Here is a 25,835-nt window from a genome sequence, read left to right on the forward strand (position 1 = left end):
GGGCGTCCATGTCCGATGCCGAGTCTCACAAGCCGTTCGAGGACCGCACGCTGCTGGTGGTCTCGACGAACTACGCACCGGAGGTGACAGGCATCGGCCCGTACGCCGCGCAGCTCGCCGAGCACTGGGCCGCGGCCGGGGCCGACACACACGTACTGACCGGAATGCCGCACTACCCCTCCTGGCGGACCGACCCGGAGTACCGGGGGGTGTGGCGGGTCGCCGAGAAGCGGGCCGGGGTCACCGTGCACCGAAGAAGACACTATGTGCCGCCCCGTCAGACCGCCCTGCGAAGGGCCGTGTTCGAGGCGACGGTGCTTGCTCACGGACTGCTGTCGCCACCCGCATCGCGCCCGCCGGACGCGGTGGTCTCCCAGATTCCCAGCCTCGCCGGGGGTGTCATCGGTGCCCGGCTGGCCGCCCGCCACCGTGTCCCGTACATCCCGGTCGTGCAGGACCTGATGGGCGCCGCCGCCGCACAGAGCGGCATCCGGGGCGGCGGCAGGGCGGCGGCCGCCGCCTCGGCCGCCGAACGGTACGCGCTGCGCTCCGCGGCTCTCGTCGGCGTCATCCACGAGAGCTTCGTGCCCCGCGTCACCGCGTACGGAGTGGACCCGGGGCGCACCCGCACCGTGCCCAACTGGTCCCATGTGCGGGCGTCTTCCGCCGACCGGGCCGGCACCCGGGCGCGGCTGGGCTGGAGCGAGGGCACCCCGGTGGTCCTGCACTCCGGGAACATGGGGCTGAAGCAGGGGCTGGAGGTCCTCGTCGACGCGGCCCGGCTCGCCCCGGATATACGCGTGGTGCTCATGGGTGACGGGAACCAGCGCGAGGTGCTGCGGGGGCGTGCCGCGGGCCTGCGCAACCTGGACATCCTGCCCCCGGCCGACGCGGCCGAGTTCACGGACATCCTCGCCGCCGCCGACGTACTCGCGGTGACACAGCGGGCATCCGTACTCGATATGAGCGTCCCGTCCAAGCTCACCTCCTACTTCGTCTCGGGCCGGCCCGTGGTGGCCTCGGTCGCCGCCGGGGGAGGCACCGCACAGGAGGTCCAGCGGTCCGGCGCCGGGCTCCTCGTCGCCCCGGAGGACCCCGCCGCCCTGCTCTCGGCCGTACGCAAGCTCATCGAGGCACCGGCCGGGGCGGACGCGCTCGGGGCCAACGGGCCGCAGTACGCCGCACGCCACCTGAGCCGCGAGGCGGGCCTGGCCCGCTTCGACGCCCTGCTCACCGAGGTCCTCGCGGACACACAAGGGAGACCACGTCGATGAACCAGCCGATCCGCGCCCTGGAGGACCAGGACGAACCCGCGCTGCTGAGGGACCAGTTCCGCCAGCTCCTGCGCTACCGGGCCCTGCTCGCCTGCGGCGTGGTCGTCGGGCTCCTCGGCGGCGGCTGGCTCGCCCTCAGCGGCGAGGAGGGCTACACCTCGACGGGCGAGGTCGTCGTACGCTCCGCCGCCTCGGACCCCTTCGCCGCCGGCGCCTCCGCCGACAAGGGCATCAACATCGGCTCGGAACGGCAGACCGCCGTCAGCGACACCGTCGCCACCCTGGCCGTCGCCACCCTGGCCAGGCAGGGGGACCGGGTGGAGGTCGGGCCACTGCTGTCCGGTCTCCAGGTCACCAACCCGCCGAACACCCTCGTGCTCCGCTTCTCCTACACAGGCCGGACCCCGGCACTGGCGAGGGAACGGGCCCAGGCGCTGGCCGACGCCTATCTGGAGATTCGCCGACAGCGCACCGAGAACAGCATCGCCAACATGGTCGAGGGCTACCGCGCCCAGCTGAGCCCGCTCACCGCGCAGCGCGACCAGCTGACGGAGCAGGCCGCCGGAAGCGACGACGTGGCCGGCGCACGGGCCAACCTCGTGGTCGCGATCTCCGAACTAAGCCGGAAGATCTCCGAGTTGCGGGCGCTGGACACCACGCCCGGATACCTGACGAAGAAGCCCGTCGCCCCGAGCGGGCCCACGGGCGCAGGGCTGCCCCTGCTGCTGGGGCTCGGCGGCGCCGTCGGCCTAGCCCTGGGACTCCTCCTGTCGTGGGTACGCCTCGTCTTCGACCCGGCCGTGCGCTCGACCCGGGAACTGGTCCGTTCACTCGGCGCGCCCCTGCTCGGCACCCTGCCCAGGGAGCGGGCCTCCGCCGGCGCGCTGCTGGCCATCGGGCGGAGCGGCAGCAGGCTCGCCGAGGAATACCGCGCGGTCGCCTTCCGGCTCGCCTACGATCCCTCGTTCGCCCAGCGCCGCAGGCTCCTGGTCACGGCCCCGCGCGGGGACGGCGCGGGGGCGGCCGCCGCCGCGGCCAACCTGGCCGCGGCCTTCGCCGAGATGGGGCGTGACGTCATCCTGGTCGAGGCCGATCTGCGTACCCCCGCGCTGGCCAGGGACCTGGGCCCGGCGGTGCAGGGCTCCCGGCCCCGATGGGCGAACCGGGGCGAACGGGCCTGGCCGTCGGAGAGCCGGATGAACGTCGACGTACCCGGGTCGGGCGCTTTCACCCTGATAGCGGGCCGGCGCACGGACAACGTGCCGCGAGCCCTGACCTCGGCACCCGTCGGGGTGATCGTCGCCGAGGGCGACCGGCCCGGCGCCGTCGTCATCGTGCTGGCCCCGCCCGTGCTCTCGTACGCCGACGCCGTCGCGCTCATCGACCGGGTGGAGGGCGTCGTGGTGGTGTGTGATCCGCGCGAGGTGCACCGCAGCGACCTGGAGCGGATCCGGGAGATCATCGGGGCGGCGGGCGGCACCGTGCTCGGCGCCCTGCTCCACCCCGGCCGCAGCCGCCACGAGCGCCGGGCCCTCAGGAAGGCGGCCAGGCGCCGCACGGGCGGTGAGCGGCCGGGCCGGGGGAGCGAGGGAGGCGGACCGGAGTACGCCGGTGACCCCGCCGAGACGCTGGGGCTGCGCCCCTTCGACTCCACCGCCGGACACAGATGAGGGCACGGACCGCGATCGTCTGCTCGGTCGCGGACCAGGGCGTGGCCGCGCTCACCAACATCCTGGTGCTGGTGACGGCCGCCCGGCTCTCCACCGTGGCCGACTTCGCCCGCTTCTGCGCGGTCTACCTCGTCTTCACTGTGCTGCTGGGCGTGTCCGGCGCCTACACCGGGCAGCCGCTCGTGCTGCGGCGCGGCGGGAGCGAAGAGGTGCGCGGCGCCTGCCGGTCGGCGGTCACCTTCACCCTGTTCGCGGCGGCGGTGCTCGGCGCGCTGCTGGCCGGCGTCTGCCCGATGCTGCCGGGAGCCACCGCGCAGGCCCTGATGGCGCTGGGACTCGTCCTGCCGGTCGTCCTGGGCCAGGACACCATGCGGTACGCCTTCTCCACCCTGCATCTGCCGCACCTGGCGCTGGCGGGCGACGCGCTCCGCCTGGTCTGTGTGCTGGGCGCGCTGGCCGCGCAGCCGCACGGTGCCCCGGCCGCCCGGCTGGTCGCCGTCTGGGGGCTGTCCGCCCTGCCGGCCCTGCTGCTGTCGGCCGCCCTGCTGCACCGCAGAGTGGCCGGTACGCCCCTGCGGCTGAAGGTGCTGCTGCGGCGAGGCCATCTGGGGCGGCGCTTCGTGGTGGAGTTCGCGGTGGGCAATGCCACCGGCCAGCTCTCCGTGCTCGGGCTCGGCGCGATCGGCAACCCCTTGGTGGTCGGCGCCCTGCGCGGTGCGACCACCCTCTTCGGACCGCTGAACGTGCTGTACACCTCGGCCACCGGCTTCGGCCCGCCCCTGCTGGGAAGACTCGCCGACGAACGGCGCGGAGTACGGGCCGCCGCGACGCTCGCAGCCGTCCTGGCGGCCACCGCGGCCGCCTGGGCCACCGTGCTGGCCCTGCTGCCCGGACCGGTCGGACGCCACCTGCTCGGCGACACCTGGCCCACGGCCGCCGCCCTGCTCCCGGCGACCGGCAGCCAGTACGCGGCGATGGCCGTCGGCACCTGCGGACTGCTGGCCCTGCGCATCCTCGACCCGCGTACCACCCTCGCCGTCCAGGTGGTCTTCTCGCTCGCCGCCGTCGCCTTCCTGACCGGCGGCTACCTGCTCGGCGGGGTCCCGGGCGCCGCCTGGGGCCTGTGCCTGGGGTCCGTGTGCAAGGCGGTGGCCACCTGGACCAGGGTGGCCGGGATGCTGCGCCGCAACGCCGTCGAGCGGCCACCGCTCAGTGCGGACGCCGCCCGGCCCGGCTCCGGAAGCTTGTGACCAGCAGCAGACAGAGTGCCGCGACGGCCGGCTTCCCCGCCGCCTGCAACAGCGGCCCGCGCAACAGAATGAAGGTGTACCCGGCGATCAGCGGCACGGTGACGGCCAGCACACTGCCGGGCCCCGGACCGTCCCGCGAGACGGCCCGCGCGTACCGCCGGTCGGTACGGGCGGCGGCGTACCCGATCAGCAAGAAGGCACCGGCCATGCCCGGCGCGCCGAAGTCCACCCAGAGCTCCGTCCACAGCGGTGCCGACAGGTTGGTCATGCTCATCCCCATCCACTGACCGACGCGCACCCCCGTGTCCTCCGGTTTGCCGCTCCACGCCGACCGGGGCACGAAGAAGAGGGCGGAGCCCGCCAGTTGACGCCCGTAGGTGTGGCCGCGGGTGTCGACCCAGGTGATGGTGTTGGCGAACATCACCGTCTGGTCGTAGTCCTTGGTGGCCAGCGGCTCGAACACCGACGAGGACTCCACCGGCCGGTACCCGGCGCTGTCGTAGCGGAACCGGTCCGCGTACGGGAACAGCACCAGCGCCCCGACCACCCCCGCGGCCAGCACCGAGCGGTACATCGCCGCGCTGCTCGGGAACGCGGTGAACAGCAGCGAGACCAGCACCGTCAGGAACCAGTAACGGGCGTTGGAGAACGGGTTGTTGACGATCGCGTTGAGGCCGGTCAGCCCGGCCCAGACCAGCACCGTCGACGGCGATCGCCGGGCCCTGCGCGAGGTCACGAGACGGCGGGTGAAGAAGAGCAGTGCGAGCAGCGCGGGCACCGTCCCGAAGCCCTTGAGAAAGGCCGAACCCACATTGGACCGGCCCGACACCACCCCGCTGGCCGCGACCGAGGCACTGATCTCCTGACGGCTGGTGAAGAAGACGGCGGGCCCGCCGAGCTTCACGATGTAGTAGCCGCTCGCCGCGAAGGCCAGCAGCACCAGCAGCCTGAGCCGCATCCGGTGCGCGACGGCCGGACCGCCCCCGGAACGCACGGCGTCCCGCCGCCGCAGCGGCCGCCGGGACGCCAGCAGTGCCCCCAGGTCGAACGCGGCACAGCCCACCAGGATCAGCGCGACGGCCGTCACCAGATCCGACCGCGGCCCGACCACCGGCGTGGGCGTCTGCCCGATCACGGCCTGGGCGAACGGCGCCACGCCCATCGCGATGTACACGAACATCCAGAAGACGCCCTGGAGCAGCCGCCGCCGGGTGGAAAGGATCATGGTCGCGAGCCGGGTCCCCGCATAACAGGTCAGCACCAGCTGGAGCCAGTACGCGGTGTCCCGGACTCCCGTGCCCGGCTGCGCGGCGATCACCGCGGGCAGGAAACACACCAGGGCGAGGATGAGAGGTACGGCCAGGGCGCGCGAGAGCATCGCCCACGACATGGGCTTCGCCGGCGGCGCCGCCTCGTGCACGGACGTCATGTGCTCCCCGTTCCCGTGGACCGGTGAACACTCTAACGAATCAACCCACTTGGGGGGTTTGGATGACTAGGGCCTGTCCGGCGGATCATGGCCGGGGTCGCGGCGCCTGGTACGGCACCTCGCGGCGTTGCCGAAACGTCCGAATGGCTCCGCTATTAAGACCGACCGGCAATTGGGGGGCGGCGTCGCGGGGCTGGGCACGCACATCTGCCGCGTTGTCGTCAATCAACAACGCTCCGCGTTGCCTCAGTCCTCCGCCTTGCAGCTGCACGCACCCAGCCCCGCTCCTTCACCCACCCCCCAATTGCCGGTCGGTCTAAGGCGATCCGGCGCCTTGCGATGCACCGCACTAGACGCCGCGCCCTGTCCGACCCTGATCCGCCGGACAGGCCCTATTCTGTAAAAGGCCGGCCGAGGTCGAGGGGAACCCTGGTGAAGATCCTGCACGTCGTCACACTGCACACCCCGGACCATGCGTTCGGCGGCCCGACCAGGGTGGCGCTCAACCTGTCGAAGGTCCAGCGGGCCGCCGGCGACGACGCCAGGATCATGGCGCTCGGCGACGGATTCGAGGGCCCCCTCCCGCGCCAGGTCGAGGGAGTGCCGGCCCATCTCTTTCGGGCCCGCCACCTGCTCCCCGCGTTCGAGGTCAGCGGGATCACCTCCGGTGCGCTTCTGCTCGCCGCGCGCCGCATGATGCGCGGCGCCGACATCGTCCATGTCCATCTGATGCGCGACCTGGTGACACTGCCTGCCGCGATGCTCGCACTGGCCTCCGGCACACCCCTGGTCCTCCAGACCCACGGCATGGTGGACCCCACCGAGAACCGGGTCGCCCGGCTGACCGACCTGCTGGGGGTACGCAGGGTGCTGCGCGGGGCCGACGCCGTACTGCACCTCACCGAGACCGAGCGCCTCGATGTGAACGCGGTCGTCGCACCGGTCCCGCTCACCCGCACCGTACGGCTCGTCAACGGCGTACGCCCGCAGCAGATCAAGCCCGCCCGCGAGCCGGGGTGGCCGCCGACGGTCCTCTTCCTCGCCCGGATCCAGGAGCGCAAGCGCCCGGAGGACTTCGTCGCCGCGATGCCGGCGGTCCTGGCCGAGCACCCGGACGCCCGCTTCGTGCTGGCCGGCCCCGACACCGGCGCGCTGCCCGCGACCCTCGAACTCGCCCGCAGGCTGGGGGTGATGGGGTCGCTCGACCTTGTGGGCCCGCTCGGCCACGAAGAGGTCCTGGCTGCGGGGCGGCGGGCCGATGTGTACGTACTGCCGTCGATCGAGGAACCCCTGGGCGTGTCCGTCCTCGAAGCGATGTCGGTCGGCACCCCCGTGGTCATCACCCGCACCTGCGGGCTCGGCCCCGATGTGGCGCGCGCGGGCGCGGGCCGGGTGATCGACAGCCGGGTCGGCGAGGACGGGAAGAACGCGCACAAGGTCGCCGCCGCCGTCCTGGACCTCCTCGAACCGGAGGCCAACTCCAAGGCGGGTAAGGCGGCTTGGAACCTGGTCAACGAGGACTTCACCATCGACGCCGTGACCGCTGCCCTCCGGCGGACCTATGAAGACGTGGTCCGCCGGAGAGCCCATGGGCTCACATCATCTTCCCCTCACGGGACTTGAGCGCGATCTGCCAGCGGTAGAAGCTCATCGCCAGCGCGAAGTCGAAACCCGCCCGCCCGTCGAGGAACCCCCGCCGGTACACATACATGTAGGCGAACGACACCAGCGGCTTGAACGGTGCCTTGTGGAACAGCTGCCCCTGGCGCGACTTCACCCTCCGCACCTGCTCCTTGACCTCGGGATGGTGCTCCAGCCACGCCTCCCAGTCCGAGTAGCGGTTGTGCCGCTCGAACCAGGCGGTGACCGGGTCGAGATCCTGGTGCTCGATCGGATTGCGGAGCGACCGGACCGACTCGGCGACCGGCTGGTAGTGGCCCTCGACCTCACCGATTCCCGGCGCGTCGAGATCCCCCACCTCCGGATACCGGCAGCGGGTCCGGTCGGTCAGCGACCGCTTGCGGATGGTGTATCCGTGCCGCAGTCGCTTCCCGGAGAACCAGTAGCCGAGCGGAATGTCGTACGCGGCGGGCTTCGACGCGCCGGGGTCGGCGAAGATCTGCCGCAGCTCGGCCAGCAGACCGGGACCGATCCGTTCGTCCCCGTCGAGCAGCAGGATCCAGTCCAGGTCCGTGCGGACATGGTCCAGACACCACTGCTTCTTGCGCGGATGACCGCCGTCCCAGGTGTACGTGACCACCTCGGCCCCGCAGTCCTCGGCGATCTTCGCCGTGTCGTCCGTGCTGTGCGAGTCGACCACGACGACCGCCTCGAAATGTCCGAGCACCGACTTCACCGCCTCGGCGATGTTGAGCCCCTCGTTCTTCGTGGGGATCACCACGGCTATCGGCAGCCTGCTCATCCGTGGACTCCTTCGGGCAGCCAGGCGTAGCAGCCTGTGGAGGTGAAGGCGCGGGCCTCCCGGGGGACGGTGACCGAGGCCCGCTTCCCGGCGGAGGCGGAGCCGGAGGCCAGGGACTTGCCGTCGGCCCCGGTGATCCGCCAGGTGCAGTTCCCGGTGGGGGAGACGTCGTGGTAGCGGCCCGGCCGGAGCCGCTCGCCCCTGTACGTGCCGTCCGCGTACCCCAGGGCGGCCTCCCGCAGCAGGTCCCGGTGCCGGGTGCAGAGGTGCTCGACGGCAGGTTCGGCACCGGCGATCTCACCGGTCACGATCGCGCCGACCGCCACGTCCCGGTCGGCCTTCACCAGGAATCCCAGCCGGTCGCAGGTCTCCTGACCGGTCTGGAGCACGGCCGCCGGGTCCATTCCCCGGGGCACCCGGTCGACCAGGTACTCCTTCTGCTTCCGGGTGAACGAGCCCGTGGCCGGGGTGAGTTCATCGGAGAGAAGCTTCGGCGGCTCGCTCGTGCGCGGAGCCGGGGAGCCACCCGGCGCGGCGGCGCCGGGCCCGGCCGACGGGGCGGTGAGCGGGGCCCGCACCGCCGACGGTCCGGCGCCGCTCGCCCCCTTGTCGCCGCCGGAGGGCGAGCCGCAGGCGGCCAGTGCCGCCGTCAGTGCGACGACGGCGGCACCGGCCCGGAACGGATGCCTCATCCGGCTGTCCTCAGCGCGTAGTGGGCACTGATCTGCGCGCTGCCCAGCGCGGTCGGGTAGACGGCGGTCTCGTCGATCTGCCCGGCGAAGAAGTCGCTCGTCGGCCTGCTGGGCCAGCCGTTCAGGTTGTCCCCGCCCGCCCGCCAGTAGCCGTCGTACTTCTCGTTGCCGGTGTACAGGGTGGTCGAGGCGCTGAGTTTCCCGTCGACGTACAGCGCCATGCCGCCGGTGCCCTGAGTGGCGACGACGTGATGCCAGACGCCGTTGTTGTAGGCGGTGGGTGTGGTGATGGTCCGGGCGCTGCCGCTCTTCACCCCGAAGACCAGCCGGCCGTCGTCGCGCATGTACACGTGCTTGTCGTACTGGGTGCTGTTCTGCATGGTCAGACTGCCGAAGCCGATGATCTTCCCGCCCTTGGCCGTCGTCGTCCTGATCCAGGTCTCCACCGAGAATGTGGTCGGCTGCGGATGGCGCTTGTTGCTGTAGACGTACTGGTTCGAGCCGTTGAGCCCGATCGCGGTCGAGGGACCCGCGACGGCGGCCGGGGTCAGCAGCCGGGTGGGGGAGTTGCGCGCGAAGCCGTTGTTCCGCCCGCCGCCGGTGTCGCCCGCGAAGGTCGAGGGGTCGTCGTACCGCCAGTAGAGCGAGGCACCGTCCGCGAGTACCTTGGCGGGGTACTTCGCGGCCGCGGATGCCACGGTCGCGGAGACGGCGGGCGACTTGGCGCTGGTGTTGGTGCCGTCGCTCGCACTGATCCGGTACGAGTGGGTCTCGCCCGCGGCCACGTCCGTGTCGGTCCACCTCAGCTGCGGCCGGTCCCAGAACATGGAGCGACCCGTCGTGGTGTACACCGGGGTGCTCGCGCCGTCCCGGTAGATCCGGTAGGTGAGGTCGCCGTCGTCGGCGTCGAAGCTCGCCTGCCAGTTGACCTCCACCTTGCCCGCGGCGACCGTCGAGAGGCTGACGTTGGGCACCCACGGAGCCCCGGTGTCGGGGCCGTCGGCGAACCGGGTCAGGCCCTGCTGGGAGGCGCCGTTGACGGTGGTGAACTCGCCGCCGACCCACAGATAGTGGTGGCCGCCCTTGTCGGCCTGGGCCATCACCCGCGGCCCGACCGGCTCCCCGATCCCGTCGTTGGTGTCCGGGAACCAGGGGAGCAGTTTCGGATCGTCGACGGACTGGGCCAGCAGATGCTTGCGCGGCTGGTTCGGGAACTCGCCCATGGTGGCGCAGTCATGGGCGTGACTCCCGCTGTACAGAACGCCCTTGTGCACGAGGACCGCCTGGGTGGCACCGAGGCAGGTGTCCCGCCAGCGCTGCTCGAAGTTGCTCAGGTCCAGTGCGATCCGGCCGTCGAAGACACCCCCGCCGGTGCCCTCGTTGGCGGTGTAGAAGCCGGTGGCGTCCGTGGTCAGGTCCTGCACCGTGGAGGTGTTGGGAATGAACCCGGCCGGATAGCTCTTGGCCACGGCCCCGGTCGTTGCGTCCACCACCGCCAGGGCATGCGACGTGGTGCCGTTGACGGTGAAGAAATTGCCGCCGAGCAGTACGTGCTTGCCATCGGGCGTCAGCTCGACGGCCCGGCCCACCTCATCGGCGTTGGCCTTCCACGGTTTCAGGGCCGCATCCGTGGTCACCGCGGCGAACTTGTTCCTGGTCTGTCCGGCCACCGAGTTGAAGTCACCGCCCAGGTACACGGTGTCGGCGGTGACGGCGAGGGCCCGCACCGTCGCGGAGACGGCGACCTTGAAGTCCTGGCGCGGGGTGCAGGTGGCCGTGTCGATCGCGGCGACGTTACTCACCCCGACGCCGCTCACCGAACCGAACTGCCCTCCCACGTAAAGGGTCTTCTGGTCCGGCGAGAGTGCCAGGGCCCGTACGGTCGCCGTGCCGGAGGAGAGCGTGAACGACAGGCTGCAGCCGGTCGGCGCACCGGTCGCGGCGTCGAAGGCGGCGAAGTTCACCGCGGGCCGTTCCGAGGTGCCGGGTGCCGCGTCCGGCGGACGGACGGTGGAGAAGGTACCGCCGGTGTAGACGACACCCGCGTCCGACCCGGCCATCGACCAGACGATTCCGTTGGTCTGCCAGGTGGTGAGGTCGTCCGCGGTCAGGGAGACCGGCGGGGTGAGGGCCTCGGCCGGGGAGCCCCCGGACGCGGCGGCGGTCAGCGCTCCGGCGAGCAGGCAGAGCGCGGCGGCAGCGGCACGTACCCGTCCGCGCCCCGTGGTTGCGTTCATCATTCAGCTCCGAAGGTGAGAACGAGCCGCGGCCGGCCGGTCGCGGCGCACGGCTCCACCGGGAGTGCGGTGGAGCCGGCTGTCGTGTTGGTGCCGGGTGATGTCATCGGTCCACCCGCACGGCCGCACCGGCGAGTTGGTCGGAAAGCTGGCGGATGTCCGCCTCGACCATGATCCCGGCGAGCTCCCGCGACCTCACGACCGGTTTCCAGCCGAGCAGTTCCTCGGCCTTGGTGGCGTCCCCGATCAACGCGTCCACTTCGCTGGGGCGTTCGTACTTGGCGTCGTAGCGGACGTGCTCGCGCCAGTCCAGGCCCGCGTGCGCGAAGGCGTACTCCAGGAACTGCCGGACGCTGACACCCTCGCCGGTGGCGACGACATAGTCGTCCGGGTCGTCGCACTGGAGCATCCGCCACATCGCCTCGACGTACTCGGGGGCGTACCCCCAGTCGCGTACGGCATCGAGGTTGCCCAGATGGAGATGGGTCTGCAGGCCCGCCTTGATCCTGGCCACCCCGCGCGTGATCTTCCGGGTCACGAAGGTCTCGCCGCGGCGCGGGGACTCGTGGTTGAAGAGGATCCCGTTGACCGCGAACATGCCGTACGCCTCACGGTAGTTGACGGTGGACCAGTACGAGTAGACCTTGGCGACGCTGTACGGGCTCCGCGGATGGAACGGGGTCCGTTCGTTCTGCGGCGGCGGGTTGGCGCCGAACATCTCGGACGACGAGGCCTGATAGACCCGGGTGTCGATCCCGCTCGCGCGGACCGCCTCCAGCAGCCGGATGGTGCCGAGCCCGGTGATGTCACCCGTGTACAGCGGAGCGTCGAACGAGACGCGGACATGCGACTGCGCGCCCAGGTTGTAGACCTCGTCCGGCCGGATGTCACGCAGCAGATTCACCAGGGCGACACCGTCGGCGAGATCGGCATGGTGCAGCAGAAACGAACGGTTCTCCTCCTCGGGCCCCTGGTAGATGTGGTCTATGCGCTCGGTGTTGAAGCTCGACGAGCGGCGTATCAGCCCATGGACCGTGTACCCCTTGTCGAGCAGCAGCTCGGACAGATAGGAACCGTCCTGTCCGGTCACGCCGGTAATGAGCGCGGTCTTCGCCACGACTCCCCCTTCTCTGGTCATCTGAGTGGCTGTTGTTCCGCACCGAATATTCCTCGCCGAAATATCTGAATCGAGCTGTTTGCGGCAAAACATCACCGCGGGCTGCGGGCGCTGGCAGAATCCGGCCCATGACGACTGATCTTCCCGGCCCGCCCCAGGAATCCGTCCGCCCCCTCCTGCGATCCGGTGCCCGTGTCTTCGTCGCGGGCCACCGCGGCCTGGTCGGCTCGGCGTTGGTGCGCCGCCTCACCGCCGAGGGGCACGAGGTGATCACCCGCGATCGCGCACACCTCGATCTGCGCGACGCCGGGCGGACCGAGGCGTTTCTCCGTGAGGCCCGTCCGGACGCCGTGGTGCTGGCCGCCGCCAGGGTCGGCGGGATCATGGCCAACAGCACCCACCCGGTGCAGTTCCTGGAGGACAATCTGCGCATCCAGTTGAGCGTCGTCGCCGGGGCGCACGCGGCCGGGGTCGAGCGGCTGCTCTTCCTCGGCTCGTCCTGCATCTACCCCCGGCTCGCCCCGCAGCCGATCCCTGAAAGTGCCTTGCTCACCGGCGCGTTGGAACCGAGCAACGAGGCGTACGCGCTGGCCAAGATCGCCGGAATCGTGCAGACCCGTTCCTACCGCCGACAGTACGGCGCCTCGTACATCAGCGCCATGCCCACCAATCTCTACGGTCCGGGCGACAACTTCGACCTGGAGACCTCGCACGTACTGCCCGCGCTGATCCGCCGCTTCCACGAGGCGCGCCGGGACGGCTCGTCCGCGGTGACGCTCTGGGGCTCGGGGAGCCCGCGCCGGGAATTCCTGCACGTCGACGATCTGGCCGCCGCGTGCCTCCTGCTGCTGGATCGCTACGACGGTGACGATCCGGTCAACATCGGCTGCGGCAACGACCTGACGATCCGTGAACTGGCTGAAAAAATACGCGATGTGACAGAGTTTCAGGGAGCTGTCGAATGGGACACGACGAAGCCCGACGGCACCCCGCGCAAACTGCTCGACATCTCCCGGCTCACCGCGCTCGGCTTCACACCGCGGATCGCCCTGCGTGACGGGATCGCCCAGACCTACGCATGGTGGCTGGAGCAGCGGACCGCACAGCTCTGAGCGGGCCCGACGGACCGACCGGCACGGCACGGAGACACGCGGCGGGAGCGGCGGCACTCCTCCCATCGACGGCCGCCGCTCTCAGTACGCCCCGCGGCCGTCGGTGACGGCACGCAGCGTACGGGCCATGAGTCCCATGTCCGTGGCCACCGACCAGTTGTCGACGTACCACAGATCCAGTGAGACCGTCTCCTGCCAGGACAGGTCCGAGCGGCCGCTGACCTGCCACAGACCGGTCAGTCCCGGTTTCACCGCGAGCCGCCGCAGCTCGCGCTCGTCGTAGCGGGACACCTCTTCCGGCAGCGGGGGACGTGGACCGACCAGTGACATCTCGCCACGGAGCACATTGAGGAGTTGCGGGAGCTCGTCGAGGGAGGTCCGGCGCAGCAGACGGCCGATTCCGGTGATCCGGGGATCGCGGCGCATCTTGAACATCGGGCCGTCGGTCTCGTTCGCGGCGACGAGCCGTTCCCGCCGGCTCTCGGCGTCGGCCACCATGGTGCGGAACTTCCACATCGTGAATGGCCGGTTGTGCTGCCCGTGGCGGGTCTGGCGGTGGAACACCGGCCCGTCCGAGCCGAGGCGGACCGCCGCCCCGATCAGGACGAGCAGGGGTGCCAGGGTCAGCAGGCCGAGGGCGGCGCCGGCCCGGTCCACTACGGCCTTCAGGGCCGGCTGCGGCCCCCGGCGCAGCGGTGGCGCGATATGGAGCAGGGTGAGCCCGGCCGCGGCGGTGGGCCGCACCCGGCCGGCCGCGATGCCCGAGAGCTCCGACAGCACGGACAGCGGGAGCCCGCCGTCGTGCAGCCCCCAGGAGAGCCGGCGCAACCGCTCCCCGGAGAGCTGCGGCCCGGGAACCACCAGCGCCAGGTCCGCGTCCTGGGCGAAGGCCCCGCCCAGGACGGTCGACACATCGTCGTCGGCGGGCGCCGGTGCGAGCCGGCCCGGCACCGGAATCCCGCACTCCAGCGGCATCGTCCCCACCGGGACCGCGGCCACGACCGCGTACGGATGGTCCGTGCGGGACGCGAGCAGCCGCACGGCGCGCTCCACTCCGGGAGCCTCGCCGACCACCAGCACCCGCCGGGCCGCCCGCCGTCGGCGCCCCGGCCACGGCAGCCGCCGCAGTGCCTGCGCCGCGATCCCCGCCGGCAGGCCGGGCAGCAGGGCCACGACCGCAGTCGCGGGACCGGTCGGATCGCCGGTCACGGTGGACAGCACGGCGAGCACCCCTATGAGCAGCAGCCAGTCGGCGGCAGTGCTCAGCACTCCTGGCGGTCCGCCCGGATGCCGCTCCGAGTACCGGCCGCGCACGGCCCGCAGGCCGGACCACACCAGTGCGGCCAGGACGACCGCTGCGGCCGCCGAGGTCCGGGACTGCCCGTCGGTGCGCAGCAGGAGCCAGGCCGGCACCCCGAGGCCGAGGAGTTCGGCGCCGACGACGACCGGTATGCACCGGGCCGTCCTTCTCTTCGCGGTGGCCGGTCCGCCACGTTCGCGCGGTGTGCTCGGTGCCCTCCACGGTTCGTCGAGTTCGTTGCCGCGAGGCCGGTTCGCGACAGACCGTGGCCGTGGCGCTCCCGCCAGTCCCACGAGCGCTGATCTGTCCGAATCGGGTAGCTCGACATGCCCCATGGACCCCCCAGTCACAGTTGCATCGTCACAAACGGGGCGCATCCGCAGATCTCATGGACTGACGGATGCGCCCTCGCTCGGTGCACGATATCCACACACGTGCCATTTCGCTGGAGTTCTCGTGAAGTTCAGACATGCACACTGGCTCGGATCTCGTCCCGTTCCGCGCCGGATCTCTTGGTCTGTGGGTAAGTGTTGGCATTTGGAATGCACCTGAATCGGGTTGTGTGCGGACATGTATGCCGGCAACTGCTCGGCCCGTCCACCAGGTTCATCCGCGACGACGTGCTGTCGGGAGTCCTTCCCCGGCCAACAAACGCGCGAGCGGACGAATGGTGACGGCCGGTGGCCGGATCGTTTCGGTGCACTCCGCCGACGGGGAGAGCCGCTGAGCGGTGATGACGGTGGGACGCGTGGTGCTCGGCGGCTTTCATTCGTCCTCGGGCCGTGACGGCCACGCGGCCGCCGCCCTGCCCGGCGCCAAATGGTCCACCACGTCGGCCAGTTCCTCGCAGGCGCGCTCGATCCTCCGCCGGATATTGCTCTGCTCGGTCACGACCGCCGCGAGCAGCAGCGCGGTCAGGGCCACACAGCCGTTGAACACGGCGAGGTGCACCATCACACGCAGGATGGTCTGGCCCTCGAAGGGACCCACCCCCTGCGTTCCCGCGATCGCGGCCAGGACCGACACCAGGAGGGCGCAGGGCGCGCTCCCCGCCAGCCGGAAGCGCAGCGCCGCCCAGATGAGCAGCGGAAACACCAGGTAGATCATGGCCAGTGAGCTCCGGGTGGCCACCAGCGAGACCGTGACGGACACGATCAGCAGCGCGCTCGCCTCGACCCACCGGTCACTGGCCCGCGGCATCCGCAGCCTGCGCAGCACCAGCAGCAGGGGAGTGACCACGAGCACCCCCATCGCGTCCCCCGACCACCACGCCGCCCAGACCGGCCAGAACCCGCTCAGGGGCAGTTTGCCGTCCAGCAGCAGCATGCCCGTGCCCACGGTCGCACTGATGGACATCCCGGCCAGCGCGCCGAGGAAGACCAGCACGACCCCGTCGCGCAGCCGGTCCAGCTCGCTGCGGAACCCGGCTCTGCGGAGTATGAGGTAGGCGCAGACGGGGGCCGCGGTGTTGCCCGCCACGACGGCGAAGGTGGAGGGCGTGACCGAGCCGCTGAGCGTGGCGACGACGAGCAGGGAGCCCAGCGCGATGCCGGGCCAGGCACTCGGACCCAGGTAGATCAGGGCGCCGAGCGCGATGCCCGTCGGCGGCCAGAGCGGTGTGACGACCGCACCGTGGACGGACACCTCCCGGATGAGACCGAGCCCTCCCGCCGCGTAGTAGGCAGCGGCGACGGCCAGGACACGCAGTACGGCCACGGCCGTACGTCTGGTTCTCTCGCTGCGGATCACACATCTCATCAGACACCGACCCGGACGGGTGGCGGCTGTTTGACACGCTCGGGACCCGTCGGCGGATCAGGAGCGGCCGGGGGCGGTCCCGTGGCGCACCACGAGGACAGCGGCGTCGTCCTGGTGCCCGGTCTGCTCCGCCGCCCGCAGCACCGTGTCGGCCAGCTCGCCGGCGTCGGCGCCGACCCGTGCGCGTACCAGCCGGGTCACCGCGCCCAGACCCCTGTCGACCGGGAACGAGGGACCCTCGACCACCCCGTCCGTGACCAGCACGAACGCCCCCGGGGCCGTCAGCCGCCGCCGGGTGACCGGATACTCCTCGCCCGCCTGGATCCCCAGGGGCAGCCCACCCTCGTCGCTGGTCACCCCGGAGCGCCCGTCGGCCGTGGCCCACACCGCGGCGACATGCCCGGCGCGGGCGCTGTGCAGTTCCCGGGACTCCGGGTCGAGGCGGATGAACGTACAGGTCGCGAAGAGGCCGGAGCCCGCCGAGACCAGCAGGTCGTTGGTACGGCCCACGACCTCGCCGGGGTCCGTGGCGGTGGCGGCGATCGCCCGCATGGCGATGCGGACCTGGCCCATGAACGCGGCGGCCTCGACGTCATGGCCCTGTACGTCCCCGATGGCGAAGGCCAGCGCACCGTCCGGCAGCACGAATCCGTCGTACCAGTCGCCGCCGATGTCCAGCCCGCTGCGGGCCGGTGTGTACCGGGCGGCGGTCTGGAGCCCGGGGCGGGCGGGCAGCGTCGCAGGGAGCATCTCGCGCTGGAGCACCTCGGCCAGTTCCACCCGCGCCTGATGGAGCTCCACCTGGCGGCGCGCCCGGGAGGTGAGCTGCTGCAGCGTGGTGAGCAGCTCCTCGGCGCTCGCCGAACGGGGAGGACGACGCCGGTTCATGAGCCGCTCCGCACTGCGTTCGTCCGCACGGCGCACCACAGGGCCTGCCGCGGCTGCGCCGGCCGGGGTGCCGACGGACCGCATCCCGGTGCGACGGCCGGGCGTCGCCCGCCTTCGGTGGAATTCGACATCCCGCATCCTATTTCGGCGCTGTGATCCCCGCAGGACGAGCCGGAACGCGCGAACCCGCGCGGCCGGGTGGATCCTGGTGACAGGACCGCGTCGAGGCGGCGCATCGTGACCGGACGCGGTCGCAGGAGGTGCGCGATGACCCGCACGCTGGAGTGGGAACTCCGCCTCGGTCTGACCGAGGACGACGGGACGACCAGGGCGGAGGCGGTGCTGGACACCGGCACCACGAAGCTCACCGGCCACGGGGTCGCCCGCTGCAACCCGCAGGACGTGGACGTACCCGTGATCGGCGACGAGCTCGCGGCGAGCCGTGCCATGAAGGACATCGCCGCACAGCTGATGAAGGCCGCCGACGAGGAACTCGAGACCGTGGGCGCCGGACCCGCGAGCGGCCCCGTGGCCCCGCCCTACGCATGGTCCGACACCACGGCCTGATCCCCGGTGGTGGTCGTCCTCTCCGGCGGCTGGGAGCGCGCGGACCCCGCACTGCTCGCCGCCCGGACGCGCCGGCTGCACCGGTTGGCGCACCGCGTGGTCTGGGCCAACCCCCGCAAGGCGCGGCCCGGTTACGCGCCGCTCGCGGCGGGCATGGCGGCGGCACTGCCGCACGTGGACGCGTTCGTCGAGGGGCACAGCCCGGCGGCCCTGGAGCAGCCGGCCGCGGTGATACGGGGGGAGGCCTTTGATGCGTGAGATCCTGCCGGTCCTCGGCCGCTGGTACGCCGCCGGGGAGCCGTTCGGGCTCGCCACCGTTGTCGCGGTCAGCCGCAGCGCGCCGCGCGGCCCCGGTTCGGCGATGGCGGTGGGCCCGGACGGCGAAGTCGTGGGCAGCGTCTCCGGCGGCTGCGTCGAGGGCGCGGTCTTCGAACTGGCCGAGGAAGTCGTGGAGACCGGCCGGGCCCGGCTGGAGACCTTCGGATGCAGCGACGAGGACGCCTTCGCCGTCGGACTCACCTGCGGCGGCGAGATCACCCTTCTGGTGCGCCCGGTGACGGCGGCGGACGACCCCACCTTCGGCGAGGTCGCCGCGGCGGTCGCCGGGCACCGTCCGGTGGTGGTCGCCACCGTGACCGACGGACCCGCCCCGCGCGGCGCCGCCCTCGCGGTCCGGCCGGACACCGTTGCGGGGTCACTGGGCGCGAGCGGCCTCGATGCCGCAGTGACCGCCGACGCGCGCGGGGAACTCGCCCAGGGAGCAACGGGGTTGCGGCACTACGGCCCGAACGGCGAACGGCGCGAGGACGACGTCACCGTGTTCCTCCAGTCGTTCGCCCCGCCGCCCAGGATGCTGGTCTTCGGCGCCATCGACTTCGCGGCGGCGGTGGCCCGGATCGGCGCGTTCCTCGGATACCGGGTCACCGTCTGCGACGCCCGCCCCGTCTTCGCCGACCCCCGCCGCTTCCCCGACGGCGCGGAGGTCGTCGTCGACTGGCCGCACCGCTACCTGCGCGGCACGGAGACCGACGGGCGGACCGTGATGTGCGTACTCACCCACGACCCCAAGTTCGATGTCCCGCTGCTGGAGGTGGCGCTGCGCACCCCGGCCGCGTACATCGGTGTGATGGGCAGCCGCCGGACCCACGAGGACCGCATGGCCCGGCTGCGCGAGACGGGGCTCGGCGAAGCGGAACTGGCCCGGCTGCGATCTCCCATCGGCCTCGACATCGGGGCGCGCACCCCCGAAGAGGTGGCCGTCTCCATCGCCGCGGAGATCGTGGCCCTGCGCTGGGGCGGCACGGGCAGCCCGCTCACGGACACGGCCGGGGCGATCCACCGTCTGCGGCCGGGATCCGGGTGACCGTGCCGGCCCCATGACCCCGCGGTCCCCGTGACCGCTGTGATGAGTGACAGGAGCGGACCATGCAGCTGCAGAACTCATTCACCGTCCCGGTCCCGGTCGACGAGGCCTGGCGGGCACTGCTCGACATCGAACACGTCTCGCAGTGCATGCCGGGCGCGACCGTGGAGGAGTTCGACGGTGACACCGTCAAGGGCTCCGTGAAGGTGCGGGTGGGACCGATCACCGTGACGTACCGGGGCACGGCGACCTTCCTGGAGAAGGACGACACCGCCCACCGCATGGTCCTGTCCGCCCGGGGCAACGAGGTCCGGGGCCAGGGCACGGCGAGCGCGACGGTGACCGCCGTGCTGACCGACGACGACGGCGGGACGACCGTCTCGGTGACCACCGACCTCACCTTCACCGGACGGCCCGCCCAGTTCGGCCGCGGCGTCATGAGCGACGTGGGCGACGCACTCGTCGGCCGGTTCGCCGACTGCCTCGGGCGACGGCTCTCGGCCGCGGAACCGTCCGCACCGGCGCAGCCCGTCGCCGACACGGCGGACACCGCGCCGACGGGCGGGGCCGAGCCGATCGATCTGCTGCGCACGGTGGGCGGACCGGTGGCCGGGCGCGCCGCGGGGGCGGCGGCCGTGGCCGCACTCGCCGTGCTGGGAGTGCTGCTCGCCCGGCGCTGCTGCCGCGGCTGCCGCTGCGGCGGCGCGTGCCGCACGTGTCATACCCGGTGACCGCCGCCGGAGCCGTAGCGTTGCGTACGGAAGCGACCGCTTCCGCGCTGCCGCGGTGGCCATCGAGATCCGGGGCCACGCCCTCGGCCTGTCCCGTAGTCCCTGGTGGATCAGCGTGCGGCGTCAGACGCGGTGCATCGCAAGGCGGAAGGACGCCCGGATACTGGATGTACTCGGGCGTTTCCGACAACGCGGCGAGGTGCCGTGGCTGTCGTCGCGCGCCCGCCAGGGATTACGGGACAGCCCTTACGCTCGACGTCCCCCGTCCCGGGCTGCTGGTCGCCGGGTATCTCCTGGCCAGGGTCGGCGCCCTGCTCCTGTCCGGGGACCGGCTGCTGAGAGGGCCCGGGGTGCCGGCCGCCGTCGGGGCCACCGTCTGCGCGGCACTGTGGCGTCCGGAGTCCGTCGCGGTCCGGTGCGCCTTCGCGGCGGTGTGCTCGGTGATCCTGCGGTGCCGGACCCGCCCGGACCCTGAGACCGACCCTGCGACCTAGACCTGCCGGGGCAGGCCGATCGGGTTGGGGAACGGCAGCAGCTGTGCCCCCAGCACCTGCCGGGCCGGCAGCTCCAGGGCGGCGAGCAGTTCGTCCACCGCGCTCTCGGCGAGGGGGCGCAGCAGCCGGGCGGCCAGCCGGTCGGTGGTGTCCTCGACGAGCTCCCGTTCCCGGTGACTGCGTGGGGTGACGCCCGACTCCGCGTCGATCAGGCCGCGGGAGCGGAGCCGTTCCTGGGCGTCCGCCCACTCCGCCTCGGTCCAGCCGCGGTCGAGCCGGATGCCCTCGCGCGGGACACGGTCCGTGGCGGCGGCGAGGACGAGCGCCTCTGGCGCGTCGAGACCGTGGTCGGCGAGCGCGGTGACATGGGCGTCGCCCCGGAACTCCCGCAGCGTGGTGGTGAGTTGCCAGAGGTTCTCCACCGGATCGGTGCGGTCGCACAGCGAGCGGTTCGCGGCGAACAGCGGGCGGGCGAGGGGCGATGCGTCCGCCACCATCGCGGCGAGCGGCGGATTGAGCCGGCCGGCGAGGGAGTCGACTCCGGGGACCAGGCGGCGCAGCGCACGGGCGGCGAGCCGGGCGCGGAGGTCGATGAGCTTCTCGGGGGTGACGAGCCGCCACGCGTCGGGCAGTGTGCGGGCCACCATGCCCGGTGCGAAGACGCCCAGCACAGCGGTGGCGGCCTCGGCCCCGATGCGTCCCATCGGGGCCGTACGGGTGGCGAAGTACCCCATCCAGAAGCTCTTGAGGCCGACGGACCTTCCGATGCCCCGGCACTCCTCGTCGAAGTAGATCACTGCGTGGAGGGGCTCGGTACGCAGCCACAGGGTGCGGGGTCTCGACTCCATGGGGCCAACCTAACCCGCGCCCCGCCCGACGGCGACGGGCGGGCACGAGCCGCCGCGCGACCCGGGCCCGCCCGCACGGCTCAGCCGCCGGTGCCGAAGTGCCGCTCCACGATCGCCGCCGCGTCGGTGCCGCGCGGCAGGACGCCGTACTGGTGACCGCGGGTTTCGCCGAGCCGGGCGGCCACGAATGCCTCGGCCGAGGCCGCGGGAGCGTGACGGAGCATCAGCGAGGCCTGCAGGGCCAGCGCCATGCCCTCGACCGACGCCCGGGCCCGGGTCTGCGCCGTGAGCGGGTCGCGCAGGTCCTCGGCGAGCTCCCGGCGCACCCGGCGGACGTGTGCGTCCAGTACGGGGCTGGCGCCGGCCGTGATCTCCAGCTCGGCCCAGAAGGCGTCCAGCGACTGCGGTGTCTTTCCGATGCCGCGCAGCACATCGAGGGCGATGACGTTGCCGGACCCCTCCCACACCGCCATCACCGGCTGCTCGCGGTAGCGCCGGGCCAGCGGCCAGTCCTCGGTGTAGCCGTTGCCGCCCAGGCACTCCAGCGCCTCGTAGGCGTGGTGCGGGCCGCGCTTGCAGATCCAGTACTTGGACACCGCGGTGGCCAGCCGGCGGAACATCTCCCCGGACTCGCCGCTGCCGCTCTCGTACGCGTGGGCCAGCCGCAGCGAGGTCCAGGTCGCGGCCTCCGTCTCCAGCGCCAGGTCGGCGAGGACCGCTGTCATGGCCGGCTGGTCGGCCAGCCGGACACCGAAGGCGCTGCGGTGCCGCGCGTGCCAGATCGCCTCCGACACCGACTGGCGCATGCCGGCGGTGGTGCCGAGCACACAGTCGAGCCGGGTGTGGTCGACCATCTCGATGATGGTCGGGACACCGCGGCCGGGCTCGCCGACCCGTACCGCCCAGGTGCCGTCGAACTCCACCTCGGAGGAGGCGTTCGACTTGTTGCCGAGCTTGTTCTTCAGCCGCTGGATGCGGACGGTGTTGCGGGTGCCGTCGGCCAGAACCCGCGGCACGAGGAAACAGGTGAGCCCGGCCTCGGCCTGGGCCAGCACCAGGAAGGCGTCCGACTGCGGGGCGGAGAAGAACCACTTGTGGCCGGTCAGCAGATGGGCCCGGCCCTCGGGGTCGGAGGCCAGCGGGACGGCCCGCGTGGTGTTGGCGCGTACGTCGGAGCCGCCCTGCTTCTCCGTCATCCCCATGCCGAAGGTGAGCCCGGATTTCTCGCCCGGGGCGATCAGGCGGGGGTCGTACGAGCGGCTGAGCAGGCCCGGCAGCCAGTCCCGGCCCACCTCCGGATCGCGCTGCAGGACCGGGACCACGGCATGCGACATGGACATCGGGCAGCCGTGACCGGGTTCGATCTGGGTGAACAGCATGAACGACGCGGCCCGCGCCACCGCCGCCCCGGGCTTCGGGTCGGCCCAGCCCGCGGTGTGCGTGCCATGGCTCACGGCCGCGCCGATGATCTCGTGGTACGCGGGGTGGAAGTCGATCTCGTCGACGCGGTTGCCGTACCGGTCGTGGGTGCGCAGGGCGGGCGGCGAGGTGTGGGCGAGCTCGGTGGCGGTCTGGAAGCGCTCGGAGCCGACCAGGGTGCCGATCTCGTGCAGCTCCGGTTCGTGCCAGGCTGCGCCGAAGGTACGGACGGCCTCGGCGAGCGGCAGGTCGGTGCCGTACTCGTCGAGGTCCTTCCGGGGCGGTGCCTGGTTGGTGACCTCATGGGTGGGGTGCGGCGCGGGGGCCCAGGGCGGCAGGTCGGTTTGGTGCTGAGTGGCGGTCATGGTGGGGGGGTCCTGTCCTGGGTCGGCGGTCGGGGAGGTGGGGGGATCGGGGCAGGCGGCTCGTGGTCAGGCGCCTTCGGCGCCGACCGCTCTGAGGCACAGCGTGGTGATGCTCTCCACGACCGGTTCCGGGTCGGTCCGCGCACTGACCGGCGAGAGCGGGCCGAGCAGTGCCTCGCCGACCGCCCCGATCACGGCGGCGGCCGACAACTTGGCGTTCTGCGGGGGCAGTTCACCTGCGGAGATCCCGGCGACGATGACCGTCTCGGCGAGGAGGTGATAGCCGCGCCGGTAGGTGAGCCGCTCCTCCTCCACGAGCGGATCGACCGGCTCGGCCAGCAGTGCCCAGGCCGTACGGGGGCTGCGCAGCGCGCGGTACGAGAAGACCTCGACGAGCGCCCGCAGCTGTTCGCCGGCACCGCTGTGTGCCCGCACCGCCTCCCGCACGGCGCCGAGCTCATGGCCCGCCACATGCCGGAAGACCGCGGCGAGCAGCTCCTGCTTGGACGAGAAGTGGTTGTACACGCTCCCGGTGGCGATGCCGGCCCGCCGGGCGAGCGCGGAGATGCTGGCCGCCGGGTATCCGCCCTCGGCGAGCAGCTGCCGTGCCGCGTCGAGCAGTCGTTCGCGATGGGCGAGCCGGGTCGCCTCCGTGCGGGCGGTGGGCCGGTAGGCCATGATCTGAACCTCGATTCATATCTTCTGTTGTTCAGCCAACCACTGTTGTTCTCCGGGTGCAATGGCCCGTCGCGGAATCGTCCCGGCCGGTTCAGGAACCGTCGGTGGCGGATCCGAGCTCCTGCTCGGTCCACAGGGTCTTGCCGTCGGTGCTGTACCGGGTGCCCCCGTGGGCGGCGAGCCGGGAGACGATGAACAGCCCGCGCCCGCCCTCGTCGATGGTGCGGGCATGGTGCAGATGGGGTGCGATCGGGCTGCTGTCATGGACTTCGCAGGTGAGCGTGCGGTCCAGGATCAGCCGCAGGGGAGGGGTGCCGTGGCGGACCGCGCGGACTCCGCCATTGGAGGGGCACCGGACGGGTGAACCGCTGCCGGCCCGGTGTGCTTCGGGAGCGAGCGCCACCCGCGTGCCCCGGGCGCGACTCCCGTACTTCGTCCGGGGTTCACCGAATGGTTCCGGAATCAAGGAATCCTCCTGGTGGCGGCCCCGCGGTCCGGCCCCGGACCGCCGCCGCCCCGCACGAAGGAGAACGACGCGTCATGTCCCACCCCGTGCCCGAATGGGCCGACCCCCAGGTTCCCGCGGAGTCGCTCGACCCCCAGGGACTCAGCCGCCGAGGGCTGATGCGCCGCGCCGGGCTGTTCGGCGCGGCCTTCGCCGCCGCCTCGCTGCCGCTGCCCGCGGTGGCCGACAGCCGGGGAGGCCGGTCCCACGGGCACGGTCACGGGCATGCCCCGGACCTGGTCTATCTGGTCGGCGACCACCACAACCACTCCGTGTACAGCCACGACGCCAAGTACACGTTCTCCCAACTCGCCTCGGCAGGACATAAGTTCGGCCTCGACTGGATGGTCCTCACCGAGCACAGCAACATCGGCCACGCCGAGTTCGGCGCCGCGCGGGAGCACCGGGAGATCCTCAAAGCCCGCGCCGACAACAAGCGCATGCTGATCTTCCAGGGGCTGGAGTGGTACATCCCCGGAGCAGAGCACTGCACCGTCTTCTCACCGCCCGGACGGCACGAGGTCGACCTCCTCACCCGCTTCGAGGAGGCCTTCGACGGCAAGCTGCTCGGCTACACGGCCGGCGCCCCGACGCACCCCGACACCCCGCGGAACGAGGCGCACGCGGTCAAGGCCCTCAAGTGGCTGGCCGAACAGCGCCGCACCCGCTACGTCGACGACGTACTCGTCCTCGCCAACCACCCCATGCGCCTCGGCATCGACTCCCCGCACGAGATGCGCGGCTGGCGCGACGCCGCCCCCGAGATCATGATCGGCATGGAGGGCGCCCCCGGCGCCCAGGCAGGCGCGATACCGGGCTGGCACGCGGACACCAACGTCCGCGGCGAGTACAGCAATTCACCGTCCGCCGACTCCTGGCCCGGCTACCCGCGCGAGGCCTACGTCACCTACGGCGGATTCGACTGGGCCACCGCGACCGTCGGCGGCCTGTGGGACGCGATGCTGGCGGAGGGCAAGCTCTTCACGATCACCTCCAACTCCGACGTCCACCGCGTCGCCCAGGACACCTGGGTCAACGGCGAGTGGCCGCCCGGCCAGAACTTCGACAACACCGGCCACCTCCCCGACCCGTACAACACGACCGAACCGCAGCCCGGCGGCGACTTCTGGCCCGGCCAGTTCAGCCGTACCCACGTCGGCGTCACCCGGTACGGCTACCGGAACGTGATGGAGGGGCTGCGGGCCGGCCGGGTCTGGGTCGACCACGGCCACCTCATCGACGGCATCGACGTCAAGGTGCGCGGCGAGCACGGCAACAGCGCCACGCTCGGCGGCCGGCTGCGCGCCCGGCGCGGCGAGCGGCTCACCCTCACCGTCACGGTGACCGCCGCGTCCCGCCGCAACCCCTACGGAGTGCTGCCGCGCCTGGAGCACGTCGACGTCATCCGCGGAGCGGTCCGCGGCCCGGCCGCAGACCGCGACGACTGGCGTGCCCCCGACACCCGGCTCGCCCACACCGCCGACGTCTCCCGCCGCCGCGGCACGTACACCCTGCGCATCCCGGTCGGCCGCGCGGACGAGCCGTTCTACCTGCGGCTGCGCGGCAGCGACGGCAAGCGCCACGGCAAGGGGTTCCTCGGCGCGGCGATCGACCCGCACGGCCCGCTGCCGCACGAGCCGGGCCAGGGAAATCCGTGGCTGGACACCTGGTTCTACACCAACCCGGTCTTCGTGGACGTCGCGCGCTGAGCCCGCG

21 protein-coding genes and 2 pseudogenes are annotated in these 25,835 nt (G+C 72.1%); 11 read left to right on the forward strand and 12 right to left on the reverse strand.

Annotated features, from left to right (window positions below; genetic code table 11):
• The first annotated feature begins 8 nt into the window (after positions 1-8).
• From BT364_RS09215 to BT364_RS09225, 3 genes are read left to right on the forward strand one after another with little or no spacing between them, the layout of a single operon-like run.
• Positions 9-1,274 (forward strand): glycosyltransferase, encoded by a 1,266-nt coding sequence (locus BT364_RS09215; protein ID WP_072484645.1) that lies wholly within the window; start codon positions 9-11, stop codon positions 1,272-1,274.
• Complete coding sequence (locus BT364_RS09220; RefSeq protein ID WP_072484646.1) at positions 1,271-2,944, forward strand: lipopolysaccharide biosynthesis protein; 1,674 nt, start codon at positions 1,271-1,273, stop codon at positions 2,942-2,944. Before BT364_RS09215 ends, BT364_RS09220 begins: the two co-directional genes overlap by 4 nt.
• A complete protein-coding gene (locus tag BT364_RS09225; RefSeq protein WP_072484647.1) occupies positions 2,941-4,194 on the forward strand; it encodes an MATE family efflux transporter in 1,254 nt (417 codons plus the stop codon). The genes BT364_RS09220 and BT364_RS09225 overlap by 4 nt, the downstream gene beginning before the upstream one ends.
• Here the strand turns inward: BT364_RS09225 and BT364_RS09230 are convergent.
• Positions 4,154-5,623, reverse strand: a complete 1,470-nt coding sequence (locus tag BT364_RS09230; RefSeq protein ID WP_256259650.1) for a hypothetical protein — start codon at positions 5,621-5,623, stop codon at positions 4,154-4,156. The genes BT364_RS09225 and BT364_RS09230 overlap by 41 nt on opposite strands.
• A 432-nt stretch (positions 5,624-6,055) precedes the next feature.
• Between BT364_RS09230 and BT364_RS09235 the strand changes: the two genes are divergently transcribed.
• A complete protein-coding gene (locus tag BT364_RS09235) occupies positions 6,056-7,246 on the forward strand; it encodes a glycosyltransferase (protein WP_072484648.1) in 1,191 nt (396 codons plus the stop codon).
• On the opposite strand, the gene BT364_RS09240 is transcribed toward BT364_RS09235, so the two are convergent.
• The 4 genes from BT364_RS09240 to gmd form a co-directional block, all read right to left on the reverse strand.
• Entirely contained in the window at positions 7,218-8,045 is an 828-nt protein-coding gene (locus BT364_RS09240) for a glycosyltransferase family 2 protein (protein ID WP_072484649.1), read from the reverse strand. The two genes, BT364_RS09235 and BT364_RS09240, sit on opposite strands and share 29 nt — an antisense overlap.
• A complete protein-coding gene (locus BT364_RS09245) occupies positions 8,042-8,737 on the reverse strand; it encodes a hypothetical protein (protein ID WP_072484650.1) in 696 nt (231 codons plus the stop codon). Before BT364_RS09245 ends, BT364_RS09240 begins: the two co-directional genes overlap by 4 nt.
• Entirely contained in the window at positions 8,734-10,974 is a 2,241-nt protein-coding gene (locus tag BT364_RS09250) for a LamG domain-containing protein (RefSeq protein WP_371268449.1), read from the reverse strand. The genes BT364_RS09245 and BT364_RS09250 overlap by 4 nt, the downstream gene beginning before the upstream one ends.
• A gap of 103 nt (positions 10,975-11,077) precedes the next feature.
• Positions 11,078-12,091, reverse strand: coding sequence for a GDP-mannose 4,6-dehydratase (gmd, locus tag BT364_RS09255; protein ID WP_072484652.1), 1,014 nt, complete (start codon positions 12,089-12,091; stop codon positions 11,078-11,080).
• A 128-nt stretch (positions 12,092-12,219) separates the two neighbouring features.
• On the opposite strand from gmd, the gene BT364_RS09260 reads away from it, so the two are divergent.
• Positions 12,220-13,203, forward strand: coding sequence for a GDP-L-fucose synthase family protein (locus tag BT364_RS09260; protein WP_072484653.1), 984 nt, complete (start codon positions 12,220-12,222; stop codon positions 13,201-13,203).
• A gap of 81 nt (positions 13,204-13,284) precedes the next feature.
• Here BT364_RS09260 and BT364_RS09265 read toward each other — a convergent pair whose 3' ends face one another.
• The 3 genes from BT364_RS09265 to BT364_RS09275 all read right to left on the reverse strand — a co-directional run bounded on the left by BT364_RS09265 (position 13,285) and on the right by BT364_RS09275 (position 17,149).
• The gene (locus BT364_RS09265) at positions 13,285-14,838 is read right to left on the reverse strand and encodes an exopolysaccharide biosynthesis polyprenyl glycosylphosphotransferase (RefSeq protein WP_107408195.1); all 1,554 of its coding nucleotides are present in this window, start codon (positions 14,836-14,838) and stop codon (positions 13,285-13,287) included.
• A gap of 430 nt (positions 14,839-15,268) precedes the next feature.
• Positions 15,269-16,252, reverse strand: coding sequence for an MASE1 domain-containing protein (locus BT364_RS09270; protein WP_072484655.1), 984 nt, complete (start codon positions 16,250-16,252; stop codon positions 15,269-15,271).
• A gap of 66 nt (positions 16,253-16,318) precedes the next feature.
• Entirely contained in the window at positions 16,319-17,149 is an 831-nt protein-coding gene (locus BT364_RS09275) for a PP2C family protein-serine/threonine phosphatase (RefSeq protein ID WP_072484904.1), read from the reverse strand.
• 267 nt (positions 17,150-17,416) lie between these two features.
• Between BT364_RS09275 and BT364_RS09280 the strand changes: the two genes are divergently transcribed.
• From BT364_RS09280 to BT364_RS42650, 5 genes and pseudogenes are all read left to right on the forward strand, one after another.
• On the forward strand, positions 17,417-17,716 hold the full coding sequence (locus BT364_RS09280; protein ID WP_072484656.1) for a DUF1876 domain-containing protein: 300 nt from the start codon (positions 17,417-17,419) through the stop codon (positions 17,714-17,716).
• Positions 17,717-17,722: 6 nt separating this feature from the next.
• A pseudogene (locus BT364_RS09285) lies at positions 17,723-17,974 on the forward strand (VWA domain-containing protein); the annotation flags it as partial.
• Positions 17,967-19,079 (forward strand): XdhC family protein, encoded by a 1,113-nt coding sequence (locus BT364_RS09290; RefSeq protein ID WP_072484657.1) that lies wholly within the window; start codon positions 17,967-17,969, stop codon positions 19,077-19,079. The pseudogene BT364_RS09285 and the gene BT364_RS09290, both read left to right, overlap by 8 nt.
• Before the next feature lie 62 nt (positions 19,080-19,141).
• A complete protein-coding gene (locus BT364_RS09295; protein WP_072484658.1) occupies positions 19,142-19,810 on the forward strand; it encodes an SRPBCC family protein in 669 nt (222 codons plus the stop codon).
• Positions 19,811-19,977: 167 nt separating this feature from the next.
• Positions 19,978-20,304, forward strand: a complete 327-nt coding sequence (locus tag BT364_RS42650) for a DUF6629 family protein (protein ID WP_072484659.1) — start codon at positions 19,978-19,980, stop codon at positions 20,302-20,304.
• Here the strand turns inward: BT364_RS42650 and BT364_RS09305 are convergent.
• The 4 genes and pseudogenes from BT364_RS09305 to BT364_RS09320 all read right to left on the reverse strand — a co-directional run.
• Positions 20,301-21,152: an SCO6745 family protein gene (locus BT364_RS09305; protein WP_072484660.1), complete on the reverse strand. Its 852-nt coding sequence runs from the start codon at positions 21,150-21,152 to the stop codon at positions 20,301-20,303. The genes BT364_RS42650 and BT364_RS09305 overlap by 4 nt on opposite strands.
• Before the next feature lie 80 nt (positions 21,153-21,232).
• On the reverse strand, positions 21,233-22,936 hold the full coding sequence (locus BT364_RS09310) for an acyl-CoA dehydrogenase family protein (RefSeq protein ID WP_072484661.1): 1,704 nt from the start codon (positions 22,934-22,936) through the stop codon (positions 21,233-21,235).
• Positions 22,937-23,002: 66 nt separating this feature from the next.
• Complete coding sequence (locus BT364_RS09315) at positions 23,003-23,614, reverse strand: TetR/AcrR family transcriptional regulator (RefSeq protein ID WP_072484662.1); 612 nt, start codon at positions 23,612-23,614, stop codon at positions 23,003-23,005.
• A gap of 91 nt (positions 23,615-23,705) precedes the next feature.
• A pseudogene (locus BT364_RS09320) lies at positions 23,706-23,942 on the reverse strand (ATP-binding protein); the annotation flags it as partial.
• A 212-nt stretch (positions 23,943-24,154) separates the two neighbouring features.
• Between BT364_RS09320 and BT364_RS09325 the strand changes: the two are divergent.
• Positions 24,155-25,828 carry a PHP domain-containing protein gene (locus tag BT364_RS09325; RefSeq protein WP_072484663.1) on the forward strand — a complete coding sequence of 558 codons (1,674 nt, stop codon included), beginning with the start codon at positions 24,155-24,157 and terminating at the stop codon, positions 25,826-25,828.
• Positions 25,829-25,835 lie beyond the last annotated feature (7 nt).

The sequence above is a fragment of the Streptomyces atratus genome, assembly GCF_900119365.1.
GTDB lineage: Bacteria > Actinomycetota > Actinomycetes > Streptomycetales > Streptomycetaceae > Streptomyces > Streptomyces atratus_B.